The organism is Rhodococcus sp. IEGM 1330 (assembly GCF_033142445.1).
GTDB lineage: Bacteria > Actinomycetota > Actinomycetes > Mycobacteriales > Mycobacteriaceae > Rhodococcoides.
Genome location: NZ_JAWLSB010000001.1, coordinates 767028 through 784360, shown reverse-complemented (window position 1 = coordinate 784360; position 17333 = coordinate 767028). Strand labels below are relative to the sequence as shown.

At 64.3% G+C, this 17333-nt stretch carries 20 protein-coding genes; 3 read left to right on the top strand and 17 right to left on the bottom strand.

The window, feature by feature from the left end:
• Positions 1–126 precede the first annotated feature (126 nt).
• Positions 127–546, top strand: coding sequence for a lipopolysaccharide assembly LapA domain-containing protein (locus tag R4P57_RS03585; RefSeq protein WP_317801474.1), 420 nt, complete (start codon positions 127–129; stop codon positions 544–546).
• 105 nt (positions 547–651) lie between these two features.
• Positions 652–1494 (top strand): HpcH/HpaI aldolase/citrate lyase family protein, encoded by an 843-nt coding sequence (locus R4P57_RS03580; RefSeq protein WP_411742298.1) that lies wholly within the window; start codon positions 652–654, stop codon positions 1492–1494.
• A gap of 44 nt (positions 1495–1538) precedes the next feature.
• Here R4P57_RS03580 and R4P57_RS03575 read toward each other — a convergent pair whose 3' ends face one another.
• The 6 genes from R4P57_RS03575 to rpsB form a co-directional block, all read right to left on the bottom strand.
• Positions 1539–2237: a class I SAM-dependent methyltransferase gene (locus tag R4P57_RS03575; protein ID WP_317801696.1), complete on the bottom strand. Its 699-nt coding sequence runs from the start codon at positions 2235–2237 to the stop codon at positions 1539–1541.
• A 38-nt stretch (positions 2238–2275) separates the two neighbouring features.
• The gene (locus tag R4P57_RS03570) at positions 2276–3190 is read right to left on the bottom strand and encodes a phosphatidate cytidylyltransferase (protein WP_317801472.1); all 915 of its coding nucleotides are present in this window, start codon (positions 3188–3190) and stop codon (positions 2276–2278) included.
• 36 nt (positions 3191–3226) lie between these two features.
• Positions 3227–3784 (bottom strand): ribosome recycling factor, encoded by a 558-nt coding sequence (gene frr / locus R4P57_RS03565; protein ID WP_317801471.1) that lies wholly within the window; start codon positions 3782–3784, stop codon positions 3227–3229.
• A gap of 55 nt (positions 3785–3839) precedes the next feature.
• A complete protein-coding gene (gene pyrH / locus R4P57_RS03560; protein ID WP_032397808.1) occupies positions 3840–4568 on the bottom strand; it encodes a UMP kinase in 729 nt (242 codons plus the stop codon).
• A 176-nt stretch (positions 4569–4744) separates the two neighbouring features.
• Positions 4745–5569, bottom strand: a complete 825-nt coding sequence (gene tsf / locus R4P57_RS03555) for a translation elongation factor Ts (RefSeq protein ID WP_037189637.1) — start codon at positions 5567–5569, stop codon at positions 4745–4747.
• Between the two features lie 160 nt (positions 5570–5729).
• Entirely contained in the window at positions 5730–6632 is a 903-nt protein-coding gene (gene rpsB, locus R4P57_RS03550; protein ID WP_314144450.1) for a 30S ribosomal protein S2, read from the bottom strand.
• Between the two features lie 346 nt (positions 6633–6978).
• On the opposite strand from rpsB, the gene R4P57_RS03545 reads away from it, so the two are divergent.
• Positions 6979–7485, top strand: coding sequence for a M23 family metallopeptidase (locus R4P57_RS03545; protein WP_411742279.1), 507 nt, complete (start codon positions 6979–6981; stop codon positions 7483–7485).
• A gap of 3 nt (positions 7486–7488) precedes the next feature.
• On the opposite strand, the gene R4P57_RS03540 is transcribed toward R4P57_RS03545, so the two are convergent.
• The 11 genes from R4P57_RS03540 to rplS form a co-directional block, all read right to left on the bottom strand.
• Positions 7489–8808, bottom strand: coding sequence for a MinD/ParA family protein (locus R4P57_RS03540; RefSeq protein WP_411742278.1), 1320 nt, complete (start codon positions 8806–8808; stop codon positions 7489–7491).
• Between the two features lie 67 nt (positions 8809–8875).
• Positions 8876–9802 carry a tyrosine-type recombinase/integrase gene (locus tag R4P57_RS03535; RefSeq protein ID WP_317801469.1) on the bottom strand — a complete coding sequence of 309 codons (927 nt, stop codon included), beginning with the start codon at positions 9800–9802 and terminating at the stop codon, positions 8876–8878.
• A 69-nt stretch (positions 9803–9871) separates the two neighbouring features.
• Entirely contained in the window at positions 9872–10654 is a 783-nt protein-coding gene (locus tag R4P57_RS03530; RefSeq protein WP_317801468.1) for a siderophore-interacting protein, read from the bottom strand.
• A 97-nt stretch (positions 10655–10751) separates the two neighbouring features.
• A complete protein-coding gene (gene dprA, locus R4P57_RS03525) occupies positions 10752–11873 on the bottom strand; it encodes a DNA-processing protein DprA (RefSeq protein WP_317801467.1) in 1122 nt (373 codons plus the stop codon).
• Positions 11870–13375: a YifB family Mg chelatase-like AAA ATPase gene (locus R4P57_RS03520; protein ID WP_317801466.1), complete on the bottom strand. Its 1506-nt coding sequence runs from the start codon at positions 13373–13375 to the stop codon at positions 11870–11872. The genes dprA and R4P57_RS03520 overlap by 4 nt, the downstream gene beginning before the upstream one ends.
• Positions 13375–13731 (bottom strand): YraN family protein, encoded by a 357-nt coding sequence (locus R4P57_RS03515; RefSeq protein ID WP_317801465.1) that lies wholly within the window; start codon positions 13729–13731, stop codon positions 13375–13377. Before R4P57_RS03515 ends, R4P57_RS03520 begins: the two co-directional genes overlap by 1 nt.
• Positions 13732–14086: 355 nt before the next feature.
• Positions 14087–14431, bottom strand: coding sequence for a histone-like nucleoid-structuring protein Lsr2 (locus R4P57_RS03510; protein ID WP_037189646.1), 345 nt, complete (start codon positions 14429–14431; stop codon positions 14087–14089).
• 428 nt (positions 14432–14859) lie between these two features.
• A complete protein-coding gene (locus R4P57_RS03505; RefSeq protein WP_008717288.1) occupies positions 14860–15165 on the bottom strand; it encodes a DUF2469 domain-containing protein in 306 nt (101 codons plus the stop codon).
• Positions 15166–15202: 37 nt separating this feature from the next.
• Positions 15203–15964: a ribonuclease HII gene (locus tag R4P57_RS03500; RefSeq protein ID WP_317801464.1), complete on the bottom strand. Its 762-nt coding sequence runs from the start codon at positions 15962–15964 to the stop codon at positions 15203–15205.
• Positions 15961–16737, bottom strand: coding sequence for a signal peptidase I (gene lepB / locus R4P57_RS03495; RefSeq protein ID WP_317801463.1), 777 nt, complete (start codon positions 16735–16737; stop codon positions 15961–15963). Before lepB ends, R4P57_RS03500 begins: the two co-directional genes overlap by 4 nt.
• Positions 16738–16920: 183 nt before the next feature.
• Complete coding sequence (gene rplS, locus R4P57_RS03490) at positions 16921–17262, bottom strand: 50S ribosomal protein L19 (protein ID WP_027496692.1); 342 nt, start codon at positions 17260–17262, stop codon at positions 16921–16923.
• Positions 17263–17333 lie beyond the last annotated feature (71 nt).

Genomic DNA, 17333 nt, shown 5'->3' with positions numbered 1-17333 from the left:
TTTCCATTGTCCACCCGATTGCCTTGCAGTCCTATTCGCGCCGGTTTCCGTCCGTTACCCGATGGGTATCGAGGCCGTGGCCGGATGCGCGTGCATTCGGCCTTCACGTGCGGAAGGATCATCGACATGGCCACCAGAGCTGACGACAGTCACGAGACATCGCTGGACACATCAGGTGCGGTTCACCCCGGCGAACACAGCGCCTCGGGTGACCTCGCTCCCATCACGACTCCGGATTCGGACGGTCATTCCGCGCCTGATCCCGAATTCGTCCCGGGGCCCCAGGCAAGCAGCTCGACCGACATCGCCCACACCCGCACCGCTGCGCTGTGGACCGGCCTGGTGGTCGGAGCCGTGGTCCTGGTCGTTCTGCTCGTATTCATCGTGCAGAATCTCGACTCCGTCACCGTACAGATCTTCGCCTGGCAGCTCGATCTGCCACTGGGCATCAGCATGCTGCTGGCAGCGATCGCAGGCGCACTGGTGATGGCGATGGTCGGCGGGGCTCGAATCCTTCAGGTCCGACGCGCAGCGAAGAAGAAGTAGCGGCACACATCGTGAACACTATGTACAGAAGGTGGCGCTGAGCGACTGAATCGATCAGGCTTGGGGTGCCCCACTTCACTCGAGGAGCATGACGTGACAACTTTCATGGAGACACCCGTGGCATCCGGCGTTGCCCCCGACCGCGCACGGTCGTGGCTGCTGGTACCGGCCACCAAGCCCGAAACCTTCGGCGACGCCGTTGCGTCGGGAGTCGATGCCGTCATCCTCGACATCGAAGACGCAGTCGCTCCGGCCAAGAAGCCGGCCGCGCGCGACGCCGTCGTGCGGTGGCTCGGCGAAGGAAACTCTGCGTGGGTCCGCATCAACGATGCAACGACCCCGTACTGGGCCGATGACCTCGCCGCGTTGTCCGGCCTGCCCGGACTGGTCGGTGTCATGCTCGCCAAGACCGAGAGTGGCGGCCAGGTCGAGGCCACAGCTGCTCGCCTGGTACCCGGCACCCCGATCCTGGCACTGGTGGAGTCGGCGATGGGCCTCGAAGCCGCAACGGAAATCGCCCGCGCAGATTCGACGTTCCGTCTCGCCTTCGGCAGTGGCGACTTCCGCCGCGACACGGGCATGAGTGACGACCCCCTGGCGATGGCGTACCCCCGTTCGCGCCTCGTCGTCTCCTCACGCGCAGCGCGCATTCCAGGTCCGATCGACGGACCGACGCTGACAGCCAACGACAGCATCCTCGGACGCGATGCAGCTCTGACCCTGTCGATGGGCATGACGGGCAAGTTGTGCATGCATTCGGAGCAGGCTGCCATCGTCAACCGCGAGCTCGCTCCGTCGCCCACGGATGTGTCGTGGGCCCGAGACGTCATCGATGCCCTCGGTGCCGACGGAGCGCACGTCAAGGACGGAAGCGACCTGCCTCGTCTGGCGAAAGCACTCAAGATCAACGAACTGGCCGAGATCTTCGGGATCTCCGCCGCCTCCTGACACCGCCCGCAGTCGAGGTGCGCCCGCCGAGTCCCACCGGCTCGCTAACGCAGCTCGATTCCGGTCGGCTTGTATCGGACGTGGACTCGGTACCGCACGTCGAACGAGACACCGTCCACCGACTTCATGGCATTGCGCGCAACGCGCGGTCCGAACTCGATTCCCAGCACGTCGCGCAGTATGCGTCGATTCGGAAACGTCCACCGCGTGTCGACGCGAGTGAGTGCAAAACCCTGTGCATCGAAGAACGCCTCGACCGTCGACGGGTCGTAGTGCGGTAGATCGGCCCGCATCCAATCCCCGTACGGCGACGCGGTCGCGTCCAGATCCACGACGACCAACGCTCCTCCCGGCCCGAGCACTCGCATGGCGTCGACGATTCCCGGCCCGCAGCCCGGTCCGAAGAAGTACGCGGTGCGCGCGTGGACGACGTCCACGGTGCCGTCGCCGATCGGGAGAGAATCCGCCTGCGCAGCTTTCACCTCGACGTTCGGCAGGTCCGCGACTCGCATTCTCGCCGCCGCAGCGAGTGGTTCGTGCGGCTCGATGCCCAGAACCCGGTCGGCGTCGGCCGCAAATATCGGAAGATGAAAGCCGCTTCCGCAGCCGACGTCGACGACCGTCTTCGCCGTCCAGTCCGCCACCGACCGGATCGCATCGAACAGAGCACCGTCGACGTCCTGAGCGCGGTTCTCCGCCTCGTACAGGTGCGGCCAGTTCCAGATGTTCGGGCTGGGGATCACCCCGGTGAGATCACTGCGCACGCCCGAGAGCCGTCTGCTCAGAGAAGCACGGTGAAGACGAGCCATGCCACGAAAGCCGAGGGCAACAGCGAATCGAGCCTGTCCATGATGCCGCCGTGCCCGGGCAACAGGGTGCCCATGTCCTTGATGCGGAGATCACGCTTGACCTGCGACTCGATCAGATCGCCCAACGTGCCGGTCACCACCAGCACCACACCGAGAAGGATGCCGATCAGCGAGTTGGCCTCGAGGATCAGCGTCACCGTCAGTAGACACCCGATGATGCAGAAGATGAGCGACCCGACGAGCCCCTCCCAGGACTTCTTCGGGCTGATGGCAGGGGCCATCGGGTGCTTTCCGAACAACACACCCGCGATGTAGCCGCCGATGTCCGAGCACACGACGCCGATGACGAACACCAGGATGCGGCCCGCGCCGTTGTCCTGCAGCACCATCAGCACGGTGAACGAGGCCAGCAGAGGTAGCCAACATGCCACCAGGACGGTCACGGAGAGTTCTTCGAGGTAATTCTTCGGAGCGGTGCCGAATCCCTGCCGCAGCAGCAGCCACACCATGCAGACCACGATGGTGCCGACCGCTGCACTGAGTACGCCGACTGCCCCGAACGGCCAGCCGAGCCAGATCATCGCCTGACCACCGATGATCAGGGGAATGCGGGGCACGAGTACGCCGCCCTCGCGCAGGCGCTTCGACACCTCGTAGGTGGCGACGGCCAACGCGACGGCCACCACCCCGATCCACACCAGCGGCACGAAGACGAGGACGAGAATCAGACCGATTCCCAACGACCCGCCGACTCCGATCGCGGCGGGCAGATTGCGGCCTGCCTTGCCTGTCGACTTCGCTGCGGCGACCCCGGACGAGGCAGCGGGCGTACCGCTGCCCTCCTGCCGATCCGGTCCCACCACTGTCGTCATCTCCTCGAAATTCATCGTCGTCCGTCGTGAAAAGCAGCTGTCGAGGTCGGGTCAGACCTCCATCAGCTCGCCCTCTTTGCGCTTGACGAGTTCGTCCACGGAGGCGGTGTACTTCGCAGTGGTCTTGTCCAGATCGTTCTCCGCGCGGACGACCTCGTCCTCGCCTGCTTCGCCGTCCTTCTGGATTCGCTTGAGCTCTTCCATCGTCTTTCGGCGGACGTTGCGAATCGACACCTTCGCATCCTCACCCTTGCCCTTGGCCTGCTTGACGAATTCCCGGCGACGTTCCTCGGTGAGCTGCGGAACACCGATTCGAATGAGGTTGCCGTCGTTGGTGGGATTGACACCGAGGTCGGAGTTACGAATGGCGGTTTCGATCGGTCCGAGCTGACTGGCCTCGTACGGCTTGATGACCACGAGGCGCGCTTCGGGGACGCTGATACTGGCCAGCTGGGTGATCGGCGTCAGAGCACCGTAGTACTCGATGACGATGCGGGAGAACATTCCGGGGTTGGCACGTCCGGTGCGAATCGAGGACAGGTCGTCACGTGCAACCGATACGGCCTTTTCCATCTTCTCTTCGGCATCGAAGAGAGCTTCGTCAATCACGATCTGTCCTCCATCGTCTTCGTCTTCGATTCGCTCACGTCACTGTCGGCGACGATCACGACGTGACCAGCGTGCCGATCTTCTCACCGGACACAGCGCGAGCAATATTTCCCTGAATCAGCAAATTGAACACCAGCATCGGCATCTGATTGTCCATGCAAAGGCTGAAGGCCGTCGCGTCGGCAACCTTGAGTCCCTGTTCGATGGCCTCGCGGTGCGTGATGGTGTCGAACATCGTCGCATCGGGGTCGAGGCGCGGATCGGCCGAATACACGCCGTCGACTGCCTTGGCCATCAACAACACCTCGGCACCGATTTCCAGCGCGCGCTGCGCAGCCGTGGTGTCTGTGGAGAAGTACGGCATGCCCATGCCGGCTCCGAAGATCACCACGCGACCCTTCTCCAGGTGCCGTCGCGCGCGTAGTGGTAAGTACGGCTCAGCGACCTGGCCCATCGTGATTGCCGTCTGCACTCTGGTTGCCACTCCCTGCTTCTCCAGGAAATCCTGCAGCGCAAGGCAATTCATGACGGTACCGAGCATGCCCATGTAGTCGGAACGCGATCGGTCCATCCCGCGCTGCTGGAGCTCGGCACCACGGAAGAAGTTTCCGCCGCCGATCACCACGGCGACCTGAACTCCGGTGGCCACTACCTCGGCGATCTGTTCGGCAACGTTGTTCACGACATCCGGATCGAGCCCCACTTGGCCGCCACCGAACATCTCCCCACCCAGTTTGAGCATCACGCGTCGGAACCCGGGACGGTCAGGGGCCGGATCGGTCATAGCTCTCCTCGGTACTCGTCGAACACTACGGTTTACTCACCGATCATCCTGCCCTATCGGCACCCGATCGGTGGACACGGCTCCGGCCTGCACACCCACCTGCCCTGCGCACGAACGATGCCGCCCACTCGATGGAATCGAATGAACGGCATCGCCTCGACCGACAGGTGCGCAGACTAGCTGGCGCCGACCTCGAATCGAGAGAAGCGAGTGATGGTCACGCCGGCCTCGTCGAGAATGGCCTTGACGGTCTTGTTGCCGTCCTGCACCGACTTCTGTTCGGTGAGAACGACGTCCTTGAAGAATCCGTTGACGCGACCTTCGACGATCTTCGGCAGTGCCTGCTCCGGCTTGCCTTCTTCGCGAGCGGTCTCCTCGGCGATGCGACGCTCGGCGGCCACGAGGTCCTCGGGGACCTCGTCGCGCGTGACGTACTTGGCCTTGAGGGCTGCGATCTGCATCGCAGCTGCGCGCGCGGCGTCGCCTGCGGCGTCGCCGTCACCGGTGTACTCGACGAGTACGCCGACGGCAGGCGGCAGGTCCGCGCTGCGCTTGTGCAGGTACGTTGCGGTGTTGCCGTCGTAGGACACAACGCGGCGCAGCTCGAGCTTCTCGCCGATCTTCGCCGACAACTCGTTCAGAGCCGTTTCGACAGTCTTGCCGTTCAGGTCGAGCGCCTTGAGGGCATCGACGTCGGCCGGCTTGCCTGCTGCAGCCGTCGCCGCAACGGACGCGGCGAACGTCTGGAACTCGTCGTTCTTGGCCACGAAGTCGGTTTCGGAGTTGATCTCCACGAGCACTCCACCCTCGGCGACGACGAGGCCCTCGGCGGTGTTGCGCTCGGCGCGCTTGCCGACGTCCTTGGCACCCTTGATACGCAGGTACTCGACGGCCTTGTCGTAATCGCCGTCGTTCTCGGCGAGCGCGTTCTTGCAGTCCATCATTCCGGAGCCGGTGAGCTCACGGAGCCGCTTGACGTCGGCGGCAGTGTAGTTCGCCATCGTGGGCGAGCCTCCTCAAAAGTCTGGGTACGGGCGTTGACGAGAAATGCTGTTCTCAGGGCGTGATCGACGGGCTCACTGCGGAGCCGTAACGACCACAACCCTGACATACCGAAGCGGCCCCGGCCCACCCCTGAGGGTGAACCGGGACCGAATTCGATCAAGCCTGAGCGGCCGGTGCTTCTTCTGCTGCCGGGGCATCGGCTGCGGGAGCCTCTGCTGCGGGGGCATCGGCTGCGGGAGCCTCTGCTGCCGGAGCGTCCGCTGCGGGAGCCTCTGCTGCCGGTGAAGCCTGAGCGAGCTGCTCGAGCTCCCACTCGGCGAGGGGCTCGCCTGCGCCGACCTCGGGCTTGGCGTCGGATGCAGTGTTCTGACCTGCTCGCGCCTGCACGCCCTCGGCGACTGCGGATGCGACGACCTTGGTCAGCAGCGCAGCGGAACGGATCGCGTCGTCGTTACCCGGGATCGGGTAGTCGACCACGTCGGGATCGCAGTTGGTGTCGAGGATCGCGATGACCGGGATGTTCAACTTACGAGCCTCGGCAACCGCGAGATGCTCCTTGTTGGTGTCGACGATCCAGATGGCCGACGGAACCTTGGACATGTCCCGGATGCCACCGAGGGTGCGGTCGAGCTTGGTCATCTCACGCGTGAGCATGAGGATTTCCTTCTTGGTGCGTCCCTCGAAGCCACCGGTCTGCTCCATGGCCTCGAGCTCCTTGAGGCGGAGCAGACGCTTGTGCACCGTCTGGAAGTTGGTGAGCATGCCACCGAGCCAGCGCTGGTTCACGTAGGGCATGCCCACGCGGGTTGCCTCAGCGGCGATGGACTCCTGCGCCTGCTTCTTGGTGCCGACGAACAGAACCGTGCCATTGTGGGCAACGGTCTCTTTGACGAACTCGTAGGCCTTGTCGATGAAGGTCAGAGTCTGCTGCAAGTCGATGATGTAGATGCCGTTGCGGTCGGTGAAGATGAATCGCTTCATCTTCGGGTTCCAGCGACGGGTCTGGTGTCCGAAGTGTGTGCCGCTGTCGAGCAGCTGCTTCATTGTTACTACAGCCATGGCTGAAGAACTCTCTTTCGATGGTGCGGTTGACGCAGAGTGTCGGTGACCTCTGCCCTGGCGGCCGCTGAAGTTGCCGGACCCGACATCACGAAGATCTCAGGACCGCCGACAACCGGTTCTCGTATCGGTGATTCTGCTCGAAGCAGACGACACGATGACGCGGACGCGCGAAGTCGACCCGTGCACGCACAGGCCGCAAGTGACGAGTGTAGACCTGCCACCGCCCCCGTCATAACCAGGCCCGACTGTCAAGAGTTTCCGGGGCCTGTGGACAAAGAAATTCCTTGTCCACAAATCACCTCCGGGTTCGTTCGGTCGCTCCGATCCAGGAGATGGTCGACGGGTGAACATCTCTCTCCCGCGCCGCACACTCGCGATGTGCCTCGCGACCGCGGTAGCGCTCTCGACGCCGGTCGCATCGGCGCAGACAGGCACATTCGCCTGGCCGCTGCAGCCGAGGCCGCAGGTCGTCACCCCGTTCGACCGTCCCGAGCAGAATTGGCTACCCGGTCACCGTGGTGTCGACCTCGCCGCACAGGAAGGCCAGTCGGTTCTGGCCGTCGCCGACGGCACCGTGGTGTTCGCCGGGTCGGTCGCGGGAAAGCCCGTCGTATCGGTGGATCATCCGGGCGGACTGAGATCGACGTACGAACCGGTGCTGGCCTCCGTTGCCACCGGCGCGCGGGTTCGACGAGGGGCGGTAGTGGGTTCGTTGACATCGGGGCACGAGAGCTGCTCGTCGACGTGCCTTCATTGGGGCATCAGACGTGGCCGCGACTATCTCGAACCCACGGCGTTGGTGCGCGCAAGTCCGATCAGGTTGAAGCCCCTCGACGAGGAAGGCAGATGATCGTCAGCGCTGTGGGCCGGAGTGTCTGCCGGACGCCGCGGGAAAATCGTCGGCCACCATCGCGGCGAGTTCGACGAAGGCGCTTCGAGTCTGGGGACGCAACAGGTCGAGATCGACCACGGCACCCTCGGCCAGGTGCTCGTCGAACGGAACCACCAGCACGGCGCGACAGCGCTCGAGGAAATGCTGCTGGAGCAAGTTCATGTCCACCGCCGACGAACCCGGGCGAACCGAACTGATCACCACTACGGTCCGCTCGACCAAATGGCCGTAGCCGTGCAGCTCCAGCCAATCCAGCGTCGCCGCAGCACTGCGCGCACCGTCGACCGCCGGCGAGCTGACCAGAACCAGCGCATTCGCCAGTTGCAGCACCCCGTTCATCGCCGAGTGCATGATCCCGGTACCGCAGTCGGTCAGGATCAGGTTGTAGTACACCTGCAACATGTCGATGACGGCGCGGTAGTCCTCCTCACCGAACATCTCCGACGCGGCGGGGTCGCGCTCGCCGGCCAACACTTCGAGTCGACTCGGCGCCTGCGAGGTGTGCTCGCGGATGTCGGAGTAGCGACGAATGTGCGGTGCGGCGGCCAGCAGATCACGCACGGTCGACGACGTCTGACGCGGAACTCGCTCCCCCAGGGTGCCGAAGTCGGGGTTCGCGTCCACGGCGATGACGCAATCTCCGCGCAGCGACGCGAAAGTCGAGCCGAGGCCGAGAGTGGTCGTCGTCTTGCCGACGCCACCCTTGAGTGACAGAAACGCGATCCGGTAGTCGCCGAGCACCGGCTGCCGAATACGTTCGACCTGGTTTCGGTACCGCTCTTCCGCCGTCGACTCGCCAGGGTTGATGACACCGCCGGTGAGCCGGTGCACCCCTCGCCGCCAGCCCGAGTTCGACGCTCGCTTGGGGCGCTTGAGCAACGAATCCGCGCCCAGATCCTGGCTGTTGGGTCGATAGGCGTTGGGTGCCCCCGACCACGGTTGCGGCGACCATCGATCGCGCTGAGTCGAAGAATCCTCGGTGTGCGGCGGCACCGGCAGGTATCGGTCCGGCTGCACGGCCGGCGGCCCGGGCTCGAGCGGCACCGGCGGGTTGTACCGCGGCGGCAGAGGCTGCCGGTCGCCCGAGTCGGGTGTCTGCCAGGGTGGCGGCTGCCGAGGTGTCGAGCGGGGAGTGGACATCGAGTCCGACGATACGGGCCCGCTGCCGATGTCGCGTGAGCTGTCCGATCGACCTGGGGGACTCTGATGGTCAGCGGCAGAGCCGTTAGGGACATGCATGGACCACGTCTCCGAAGTACCTTGCGGTCGGTCGCGGTCCACGGTCCCCCGTATTCGGTGTAGTCAGTCGGACACGACGCTATCAAACGTTGTAGCGCCGACGCTCAGGTCACGCTCGGGGATGAGCCTGATCGTGCACGGCCCGCAGCCGTTCCACCGACACGTGTGTATAGATCTGAGTGGTCGCCAGCGAGGCGTGGCCGAGCAGCTCCTGCACCACCCTCAGATCGGCTCCTCCTTCGAGCAGGTGAGTTGCCGCTGTATGACGCAGGCCGTGCGGGCCGAGGCTGGGACCACCGGGGACGGTGTCGAGTACCGCGTGCACCGCCGTTCTGGCCTGCCGTTGATCGAGCCGTCCACCTCGACGTCCCAGCAGCAATGCCGCACCGGACCGATCGGAGGCCAGTTCGGGCCTACCGCTGACCAGCCAGTTCTCGACCGCATGCGCTGCCGGTGCACCGTACGGAGCCGAGCGTTCCTTGTTGCCCTTGCCGATCACGCGGATCAGGCGGCGATCGGTGTCCACGTCGTCGACGTCGAGTCCGCACAGCTCCCCGACGCGCACCCCGGTCGCGTACAGCAACTCGACGATGAGCCTGTCCCGCAGCGCGATGGGGTCGAGCTCGGCGGCACCCGATTCGGCAGCGGCCAACGCGTGCGCCGCCTGGCTGTGTCGAAGAACACCGGGCAGCGTGCGGTGGCCGGCCGGACCGGCCAGGCGTTCCGCCGGTGCCGCCGTCACAGCTCCTACCCGTTCGAGCCACTTCCCGAAGGTCCTCGCCGACGAGGTTCGCCTCGCCATCGACGTTCTGGCCGATCCGGCGGCCGAGTGCGTGGCCAACCACGAACGCACCGCGCGGAGATCGAGGTCGGCGATGGTCGCATCCGGCGAGGACTCCGCGAAGTGCGCGAGCAACGAACGAGCATCGGAGACGTAGGCCCGGATGGTGTGCTCGGATCGCTCTCGACCGAGTCGAAGGTGCTCGGCGAACTCCTCGACGTGAATGCCGAGGTGAGGCGGCAGCGAATCGGTCATCGGCTCAGCTTGAGCGCTGGCAGGCCCCGCGACAACCGGACACGCCGTCCGAGGCGGGTTGTCGCCGGATCAGGCGTCGACTCCGGATTCGGCCTGTGCGAGTTCGCGCTTCCACACCCGGAAGGTCTCCTCGGTTCGGCCGCGACGCCAGTAGCCCGAGATCGAGGCCCACTCGGCACCGACCCCCCGCTCCTTGCGGATGTAGGGCCGGATGTTGTGCATGACGGCCTGCGCTTCTCCGTGCACGAAGACCTGCGCTTGCCCCGGCAGCCATTCCGTCTCCTTCACCGCTGCGATCAACGGCGCGTTGTCCCCGGCCCGGTCGTCTCCGACCTCGTTCGAGGATGCACCGCGGTGAACCCAGGTCACATCGACGACGGCGAGCGTTTCCATGTAGATCTCGTCGTGCCGATCGGCAACTTCGATGAAAACCTTGGCGACGGCGTCTTCCGGCAGCGCCTCTACGGCGGCCGAAATCGCGGGAATCGCCGATTCGTCCCCTGCGAACAGATGCCAGTCCGCGTCGGGTCGCGGGGCGTACCCACCGGACGGGCCGAAGAAGGACATCTCGTCCCCCGGCTTCGCCCGGGTAGCCCACGGCCCGGCAACTCCTTCGTCGCCGTGCACCACGAAGTCGATGGCTATCTCCCGCGCGCGTGTGTCCACCGAGCGAACGGTGTACGTGCGCATGATCGGTTCTTCATCGGTTCCGAGGAACAACTTGACGTAGGCGTCGGTCTCGTCGATCGCATCGAAGTCGTCGAAGTTGGCCCCACCCAGGTAGACCCGGTGCATGTGCGGGGTGAGCGCTTCGGTGCGCAGGACGGACAGGGTGGTTTTCTTGCGTGGCACTTCGGAACCCCTCTTCGAGCGAACGACGCCGATACCCGGTGCATCGACTAAGCATTACCTAACACCCTACCGGTCGGGCTCGTGCATCATGGTGCGCTCACCCACGCACCACGCGGAACCATCCGGTCTCGTCGCTGGCCACGAATCCGTCCATCTCCAGAACCGGCAGGGATGCGCGCACCTTCCTCAGCGGCACGCCGGAGTGCTCGGACAACTCTCGACTCGACAGTGATCCGGTCGCCGGCAACGCGTCGTAGATCAACAAGGCAGTGTCCGAGAGCGCATCGGTCTCGCGAAAGAGGTCGGGCCGAGACTCCTCCGGAGACCCGAGAGCGCCCGCCTCGGCGACCACGTCGTGAGAGCTCGACACCAGCACGGCCTCCCCGTCCCGGATCATGCGGTGACAACCTGTGGACGTGGGCGACGTGACCGGCCCAGGGACCGCCAGCACCGGCCGACCCAGTTTCGCTGCCCATGCCGCCGTGTTCCGAGCACCGCTGCGCCACCCGGCCTCGACGACCACCACGGCCGATCCGAGTGCCGCGACGAGCCTGTTGCGAGCGAGGAAACGATGCTTCGCCGGGGTCGTGCCCGGCGCGTATTCACTGAGAACCAAACCGCGAGCAGCGATCTGCCGCAGTAGCCGCGAATGGCCCGCGGGATACGCACGATCGACGCCACAGGCGAGTACCGCCATCGTCGTCCCCTCGACTCCGAGAGCAGCCCGATGTGCCGCGGCGTCGATGCCGAACGCCGCTCCCGAGATGATGGTCCAGCCATCGAGCGCCAGATCGGAGGATATCTCCGCCGTCACATGATCACCGTAGGGACTCGATGCCCGTGTCCCGACGATGGACACCGACCGCTCGGTGATCGTTGCCACCGGCCGAGTTCCCAGCGCCCACAACGCAATCGGTGGACAGGTGTCCACCCCTGCGGTCATACCCGGTCCGTCGAATCCGAGGAAGCGCCACGCCGGCCACTCGTCGTCGTCCGGGGTGATCAACCGGCCACCGAGCGCAGCGATGTGATCGAGATCTGCTGCCGCGGTGTCGATGTGGGCGCGAACCGCCAGCCGCTCCCCCAACCCACCCGCCCGCACTGCTTCTGCCGTCGATTCGGGACCGTGAGCTGCAGCATGATCGACCATCGGTCGATGCGGGCCCTGCGCCACGCGAGAAAGATACGCCCAGGCGAGTCGGCGTGTGTCGTGCGTCATGCCACTCCCCTGTCACGGAAGTCCAAGGCGGCTCCGACCTCTTCGGCACCGGGGACCGAGCCACCGGCGAGATCGTTCAGCGTCCACGCCACCCGAATGGCGCGGTCTGCGCCGCGCGCGGTCAACGATCCGTTGCGCAACGCGCGCTCGACCGGAGCGAGCGTCGAGCGTGCCAATCGAAATCGTTGGCGCAGAGCGGGTCCTGGAACCTCCGCATTGGTCCTCCAGCCGAACTCCCGCCACCGCTGCGCCGCGGCGTCTCTGGCCCCGGTCACGCGTGCGCGAATCTCGCTCGTACCCTCGCCCACCTCGTCTACCAGTGCACCTGTTGCGACACCCATCATCTGAATGCGCAGATCGACGCGGTCCAGCAACGGCCCGGACAGCTTGCCGAGATATTTGCGTCGCGCGGTGGGCGGGCAGACGCAGTCGACTTGCCGCGAGGGCGCACACGGGCACGGATTGGCTGCGAGAACCAACTGAAATCTGGCCGGATACCTGGCCACACCGTCGCGTCGAGCAATGCGAATCTCGCCGTCCTCCAACGGAGTACGCAACGCCTCGAGCACCCGAACGCTCATCTCGGCGCACTCGTCCAGAAACAGGACTCCGCGATGGGCTCGGCTGACCGCTCCCGGTTTGGCCATTCCCGTTCCGCCCCCGACCAAGGCGCTCACCGAGGTCGAATGGTGTGGTGCGATGAACGGCGGCGACGTGATGAGAGGCCGCGCCGTGGTCAACAGGCCCGCCACCGAATGGATCGCTGTCACCTCGAGGGCTTCCGATTCGGTCAGCGGCGGCAGAATTCCCGGAAGACGTTGCGCGAGCATCGTTTTTCCGATTCCCGGTGGCCCGGTCAGCATGATGTGATGTGCGCCTGCGGCGGCGACCTCCAGGGCCCATCGCGCATCCGCCTGTCCGGCGACATCACTGAGGTCCGGGTAGATCTCCTCGTGCCATTCGGTCGGGATGGGTGATTCGAGGGCATGCTCACCACGAAGCCAGGCCACCACGTCCCCGAGCGAACCCGCACCCAGCACCTCGATTCCGTCCACCAGCCCCGCTTCGGGTAGGCACTGCAGCGGAACGACCACCCGCTGCCAGCCCGCACTCTTGACCGCGAGCACCCCGGGTAGGACCCCACGAACTGCGCGCAGCCTGCCATCGAGTGCCAACTCACCCAGAAACACGGTGTCGGAAAGGCATCCGCGCGGAATCGCCTTCGCGGCATCGAGAACCGACAAGGCGAGTGCAAGGTCGTACACCGATCCGCCCTTCGGCAGGGTCGCGGGCGACAGCGCGAGAATCACCCGGCTGTCCGGCCACGTGCCGCCCGAGTTCTTCACCGCGGCTTTGACGCGATCTCGCGATTCGTTGAGAGCAGTGTCGGGCAACCCGACCAGATGCGTACCGGGCAGGCCCTGCCCGATGTCTGCTTCGATTTCCACCAGCACACCGTCGACCCCGTTGACTGCAACCGAATGCGCTCTCCCGAGTGGCATCAGAACGCAGCCCGGATGTGAGTGATCACCGGATTGTCGTCTCGCCCGACCACGATCGCAATCACGTCGAATCTGATCTGCACCCACGGACCCTGTTGCAGGGCGAGCCAAGACAGTGCGAGTCCTCTGATCCGCACCTGCTTGGTGTACGTCACCGCCTCGGCCGGCGTTCCGTAGCCGATTCCCGAGCGCGTCTTCACCTCGACGAAAACCATGGTGTCGCCGTCGCGCGCGATGATGTCGAGTTCTCCGGATCGGTGTCGCCAGTTCCGCTCGATCACATCCAGGCCGATGTCCTCGAGATGGCGCACCGCGAGTTCCTCACCGCGCGCACCGAGTTCTTGGTTGGTTGCCATGTCCGCCATTCCTCCACTCTCCGACCGTGCATTTGCGGCCGATTCGGTCGTCTCGACGGTGGCACGACCGAAAGAGGAGAAGCGAAGAAAGCGCAGGTGGGGAATTGCCCTGTGGACAACTACTCGACTGTGGACCAACGGTCCGATTGTCGGCGGCGGTTCGTCCGCTGTGTCGGACTGGCGTGCTAGGGCACGAGCGTGTCCGAGTTGCCGGGTGAGAGCAGACTCGATATGCAAAAAGCCCCGCCCGGATAAAAAATCGGACGGAGCTGATGCGATGTATCGGTACCGACAACGAAAGTACCGTTACGTAAAACGTGCTGCCGAGACGTCAAGCCTCGGTTCGGAAGGACGGTCAGTGAGCAGCCTCGTAGGCCGCCTGCACATCCTGACTGATGCGGCCACGGGCACTGACCTCGTGGCCGTTCTCGCGTGCCCACGCTCGAATGTCCTGCAGATCGACCTTGCCGCGAACCGGTGCTGCTGCAGCGCCGCCCTTACGGGTGCGGCGTCCGGAAATCTTCTCGGCATGCTCGATCCAGAATGCCAACTGTTCGTGCAATTCGTTGGCATGTTTGAGATTCAAATCGATGCGGTACTGGTTTCCACCGATGCCGAATTCGATGGATTCACCTTGGCCGTCTTTGATGACCGATCCGTCTACATCGTCGATCATCTGCACAAGTGTCTTGCGTGCCATCTCGTACCTCTTACACGTCTGGGGGATGTGATATTCAAGTTCTACCACCCATTCTCGTATCCACGCAAAGAACTGCAGGCGTTTCGCGACGTGTCGAATCGACGAATATCGGTGCAGAAATTGATCAGCTTTTCGAGTGAGTAATCGTTGGAATCGAATAACACTGTTGCGCAATCGGTTTCACACGCGCAACCCACGTGCACCATTCGACCGTGAACAACTTTCCGTGACACCGAACACGAAAACAGGACATGAGGACCGATTTGGCCGGCTGTCCAGTTTTTCGTGTGGCAATACAATCGGAACAGCAGCGATCACATCGAATCAGGCGGTTCGCAGCACGCAGCTTCGACGCCGGATGTGGGGCACGTTCACTCGTGTCCGACGCTCGGGCGACTCCGTCACGCCGCACCGTCGGACCAGGTGGGCTATTCCGGCAGACGAAGATCTGGTTTGTCCAACTCTTCGATGTTGACGTCCTTGAAGGTGATCACCCGGACATGCTTGACGAAACGGGCGGGGCGATACATGTCCCACACCCACGAGTCGGACATTCGCAATTCGAAGTAGATTTCACCGTCGGCGTTGTGCGGAATGAGTTCGACGGAGTTCGCCAGATAGAACCGACGCTCGGTTTCGACGACGTAGTTGAACTGACCCACGATGTCCCGGTACTCGCGATACAGCGAGAGCTCCATCTCGGTTTCGTACTTTTCGAGATCTTCGGCACTCATCGGTCTCTTTCATCCTCCAGTCGGGCGTGAGAAGCAATCATCGCGCACGTGCGTCTGGGCAGTCCATTCGCCCCAGGGCGTCGACTCTCTCGCGTGACATTCCTGCGGCCGCCGCGGCGACGTTGGCGTACGACATGCGATGTTCCCTGCTCGGGCCGAGTGCCGTCATCGCGGCGGAATGCGCGCGCGTGCTGTACCCCTTGTGCACGGCAAATCCGTAGCCGGGAATCGTCTCGTCCAGCTGCACCATCAATCGGTCCCTGGAGACCTTCGCCAGCACGCTCGCCGCGGCGATGCACGCTGCGGTGGCGTCGCCGCCGATCACCGGTAAGGACGGAACCGGAAGACCGGGTACTCGAAAGCCGTCGGTGAGTACGTAGCCCGGGGTCATGCCGAGCCCGGCAACCGCACGTCGCATTCCTTCGATGTTCGCCACGTGGACTCCGATGCGGTCGACCTCGGCCGCATCGATCGACACCACGCACCACGCCAGCGCCAGCCTCTGGATCTTGGGGAAGAGCTCCTCGCGTCGTCGCTCGGTCAGCTTCTTCGAGTCGTCCAGGTCCACGAGAGCTGCATGAGCCCGCGCACCGAGAACACACGCCGCAACCGTCAGCGGACCGGCGCATGCTCCTCTTCCCGCTTCGTCGACTCCCGCGACCGGTCCGAGACCACCCCGCTCCAGCGCCGATTCCATCGTCCGTAGGCCGGCCGCTCGTCGGATGATCGGACGCGGCGGCCACGACGACCGAGTCAGAGTTGCGCGCGCACGCGGCGCACGTCGGGGGGTTGCCGTCATCGACCCTGGATGTCGGGAGAATCCAGGATGCCGGTTCGTGACGGCGGCAGCGCGATGAACACGGCCTTACCGATCACGTTGTCGAGGGGAACGGTGCCGGTGAACTCGTCGGTGACGTGATACCGGGAATCTCGCGAGTTGCTCCGGTTGTCACCCATGACCCAGATGTTGCCTTCCGGCACGGTGACGGGGTCGAAGCATCGTCCGGACTTCAACTCGGTGTCGCACGTCATCGTCCCCGGGGTGAACGGAAAATCCATCTGGATGTACGGCTCGTCCAACGGCTGTCCGTCGACGAGAACTCGACCCTGGTCGTCGCAGCATTCGACGGTCTGTCCGCCGGTGGCGATGACACGCTTGACCAGATCGTTCTCGTCGGGAGCGACAACGCCGATCAACGAACCGACTTCCTGTGCCCCACGAATCACCGAATTGTCGGACCGCTGTGACACGAATTCGTCGTTCCACGAATCTGGTCCACGGAAGACGACGATGTCACCGGGCTTCGGATCGCCGAACCGGTATCCGATCTTCTCCACCACGATGCGGTCACCGGTGCAGCCGGTGCAGCCGTGCAAGGTCGGCTCCATCGATTCGGACGGGATCAGATAGACCCGGGCAACGAATGTCTGGAGCAGGAAACTCAGTACCAGCGCTACCAGAATGAGAATGGGAAGCTCACGCCAGAACGATCGGGGCTTGCGTTCCCGACGCTTTTTCCGTGAAGACTCGTCGTCGGGCTCGTCGGTTGGATCCTGTGGGGACTGCGTCACGTGATCAGGTTAGCCGGAACAGTCGCCCGCACGGCCGGACGGTCTACGCATGGGCGGTTCGCGGCTGTCGATCCGCTCGTCGGCCGGGTGAAACGCGGGACGACAGTGGGGAGAAAGCACCATGCCGCGTCGCCCTGACGGGCGACGCGGCATGGTGTGAACTGATGTGTCCGGGAGAACCGGTCAGCGCTTTTCCTTGATCTTGGCGGCCTTGCCACGCAGATCGCGGAGGTAGTAGAGCTTGGCGCGACGGACGTCACCACGGGTGAGGACCTCGAACTGCGCGATGTTGGGGCTGTGCACCGGGAAGGTGCGCTCGACGCCGACGCCGAACGAGACCTTGCGGACCGTGAACGTTTCGCGAACGCCACCGCCCTGACGTCGGATGACGACGCCCTTGAAAATCTGAATGCGCTCCTTCGAGCCTTCGATGACCTTGACGTGCACGTTCAGTGTGTCGCCGGGGCGGAAATCGGGGATGTCGCTACGCAGCGACTGATTGTCGAGAAAGTCCAGAGTGTTCATCGGTTGTGCCATCCTTGCGTTCTGCGCATGAGTAGAGGAACCGAGCGGCTCGCTGATACAACGGCTCGACT

Coding starts and splice junctions, on each gene's coding strand:
- R4P57_RS03585 (WP_317801474.1), top strand. CDS start 127: ATGGCCACCAGAGCTGACGACAGTCACGAGACATCGCTGGACACATCA.
- R4P57_RS03580 (WP_411742298.1), top strand. CDS start 652: ATGGAGACACCCGTGGCATCCGGCGTTGCCCCCGACCGCGCACGGTCG.
- R4P57_RS03570 (WP_317801472.1), bottom strand. CDS start 3,190: ATGAATTTCGAGGAGATGACGACAGTGGTGGGACCGGATCGGCAGGAG.
- pyrH (WP_032397808.1), bottom strand. CDS start 4,568: ATGACCGATCCGGCCCCTGACCGTCCCGGGTTCCGACGCGTGATGCTC.
- tsf (WP_037189637.1), bottom strand. CDS start 5,569: ATGGCGAACTACACTGCCGCCGACGTCAAGCGGCTCCGTGAGCTCACC.
- rpsB (WP_314144450.1), bottom strand. CDS start 6,632: ATGGCTGTAGTAACAATGAAGCAGCTGCTCGACAGCGGCACACACTTC.
- R4P57_RS03535 (WP_317801469.1), bottom strand. CDS start 9,802: ATGACCGATTCGCTGCCGCCTCACCTCGGCATTCACGTCGAGGAGTTC.
- dprA (WP_317801467.1), bottom strand. CDS start 11,873: ATGACGCACGACACACGCCGACTCGCCTGGGCGTATCTTTCTCGCGTG.
- R4P57_RS03520 (WP_317801466.1), bottom strand. CDS start 13,375: ATGCCACTCGGGAGAGCGCATTCGGTTGCAGTCAACGGGGTCGACGGT.
- R4P57_RS03515 (WP_317801465.1), bottom strand. CDS start 13,731: ATGGCAACCAACCAAGAACTCGGTGCGCGCGGTGAGGAACTCGCGGTG.
- R4P57_RS03510 (WP_037189646.1), bottom strand. CDS start 14,431: ATGGCACGCAAGACACTTGTGCAGATGATCGACGATGTAGACGGATCG.
- R4P57_RS03505 (WP_008717288.1), bottom strand. CDS start 15,165: ATGAGTGCCGAAGATCTCGAAAAGTACGAAACCGAGATGGAGCTCTCG.
- R4P57_RS03500 (WP_317801464.1), bottom strand. CDS start 15,964: ATGACGGCAACCCCCCGACGTGCGCCGCGTGCGCGCGCAACTCTGACT.
- rplS (WP_027496692.1), bottom strand. CDS start 17,262: ATGAACACTCTGGACTTTCTCGACAATCAGTCGCTGCGTAGCGACATC.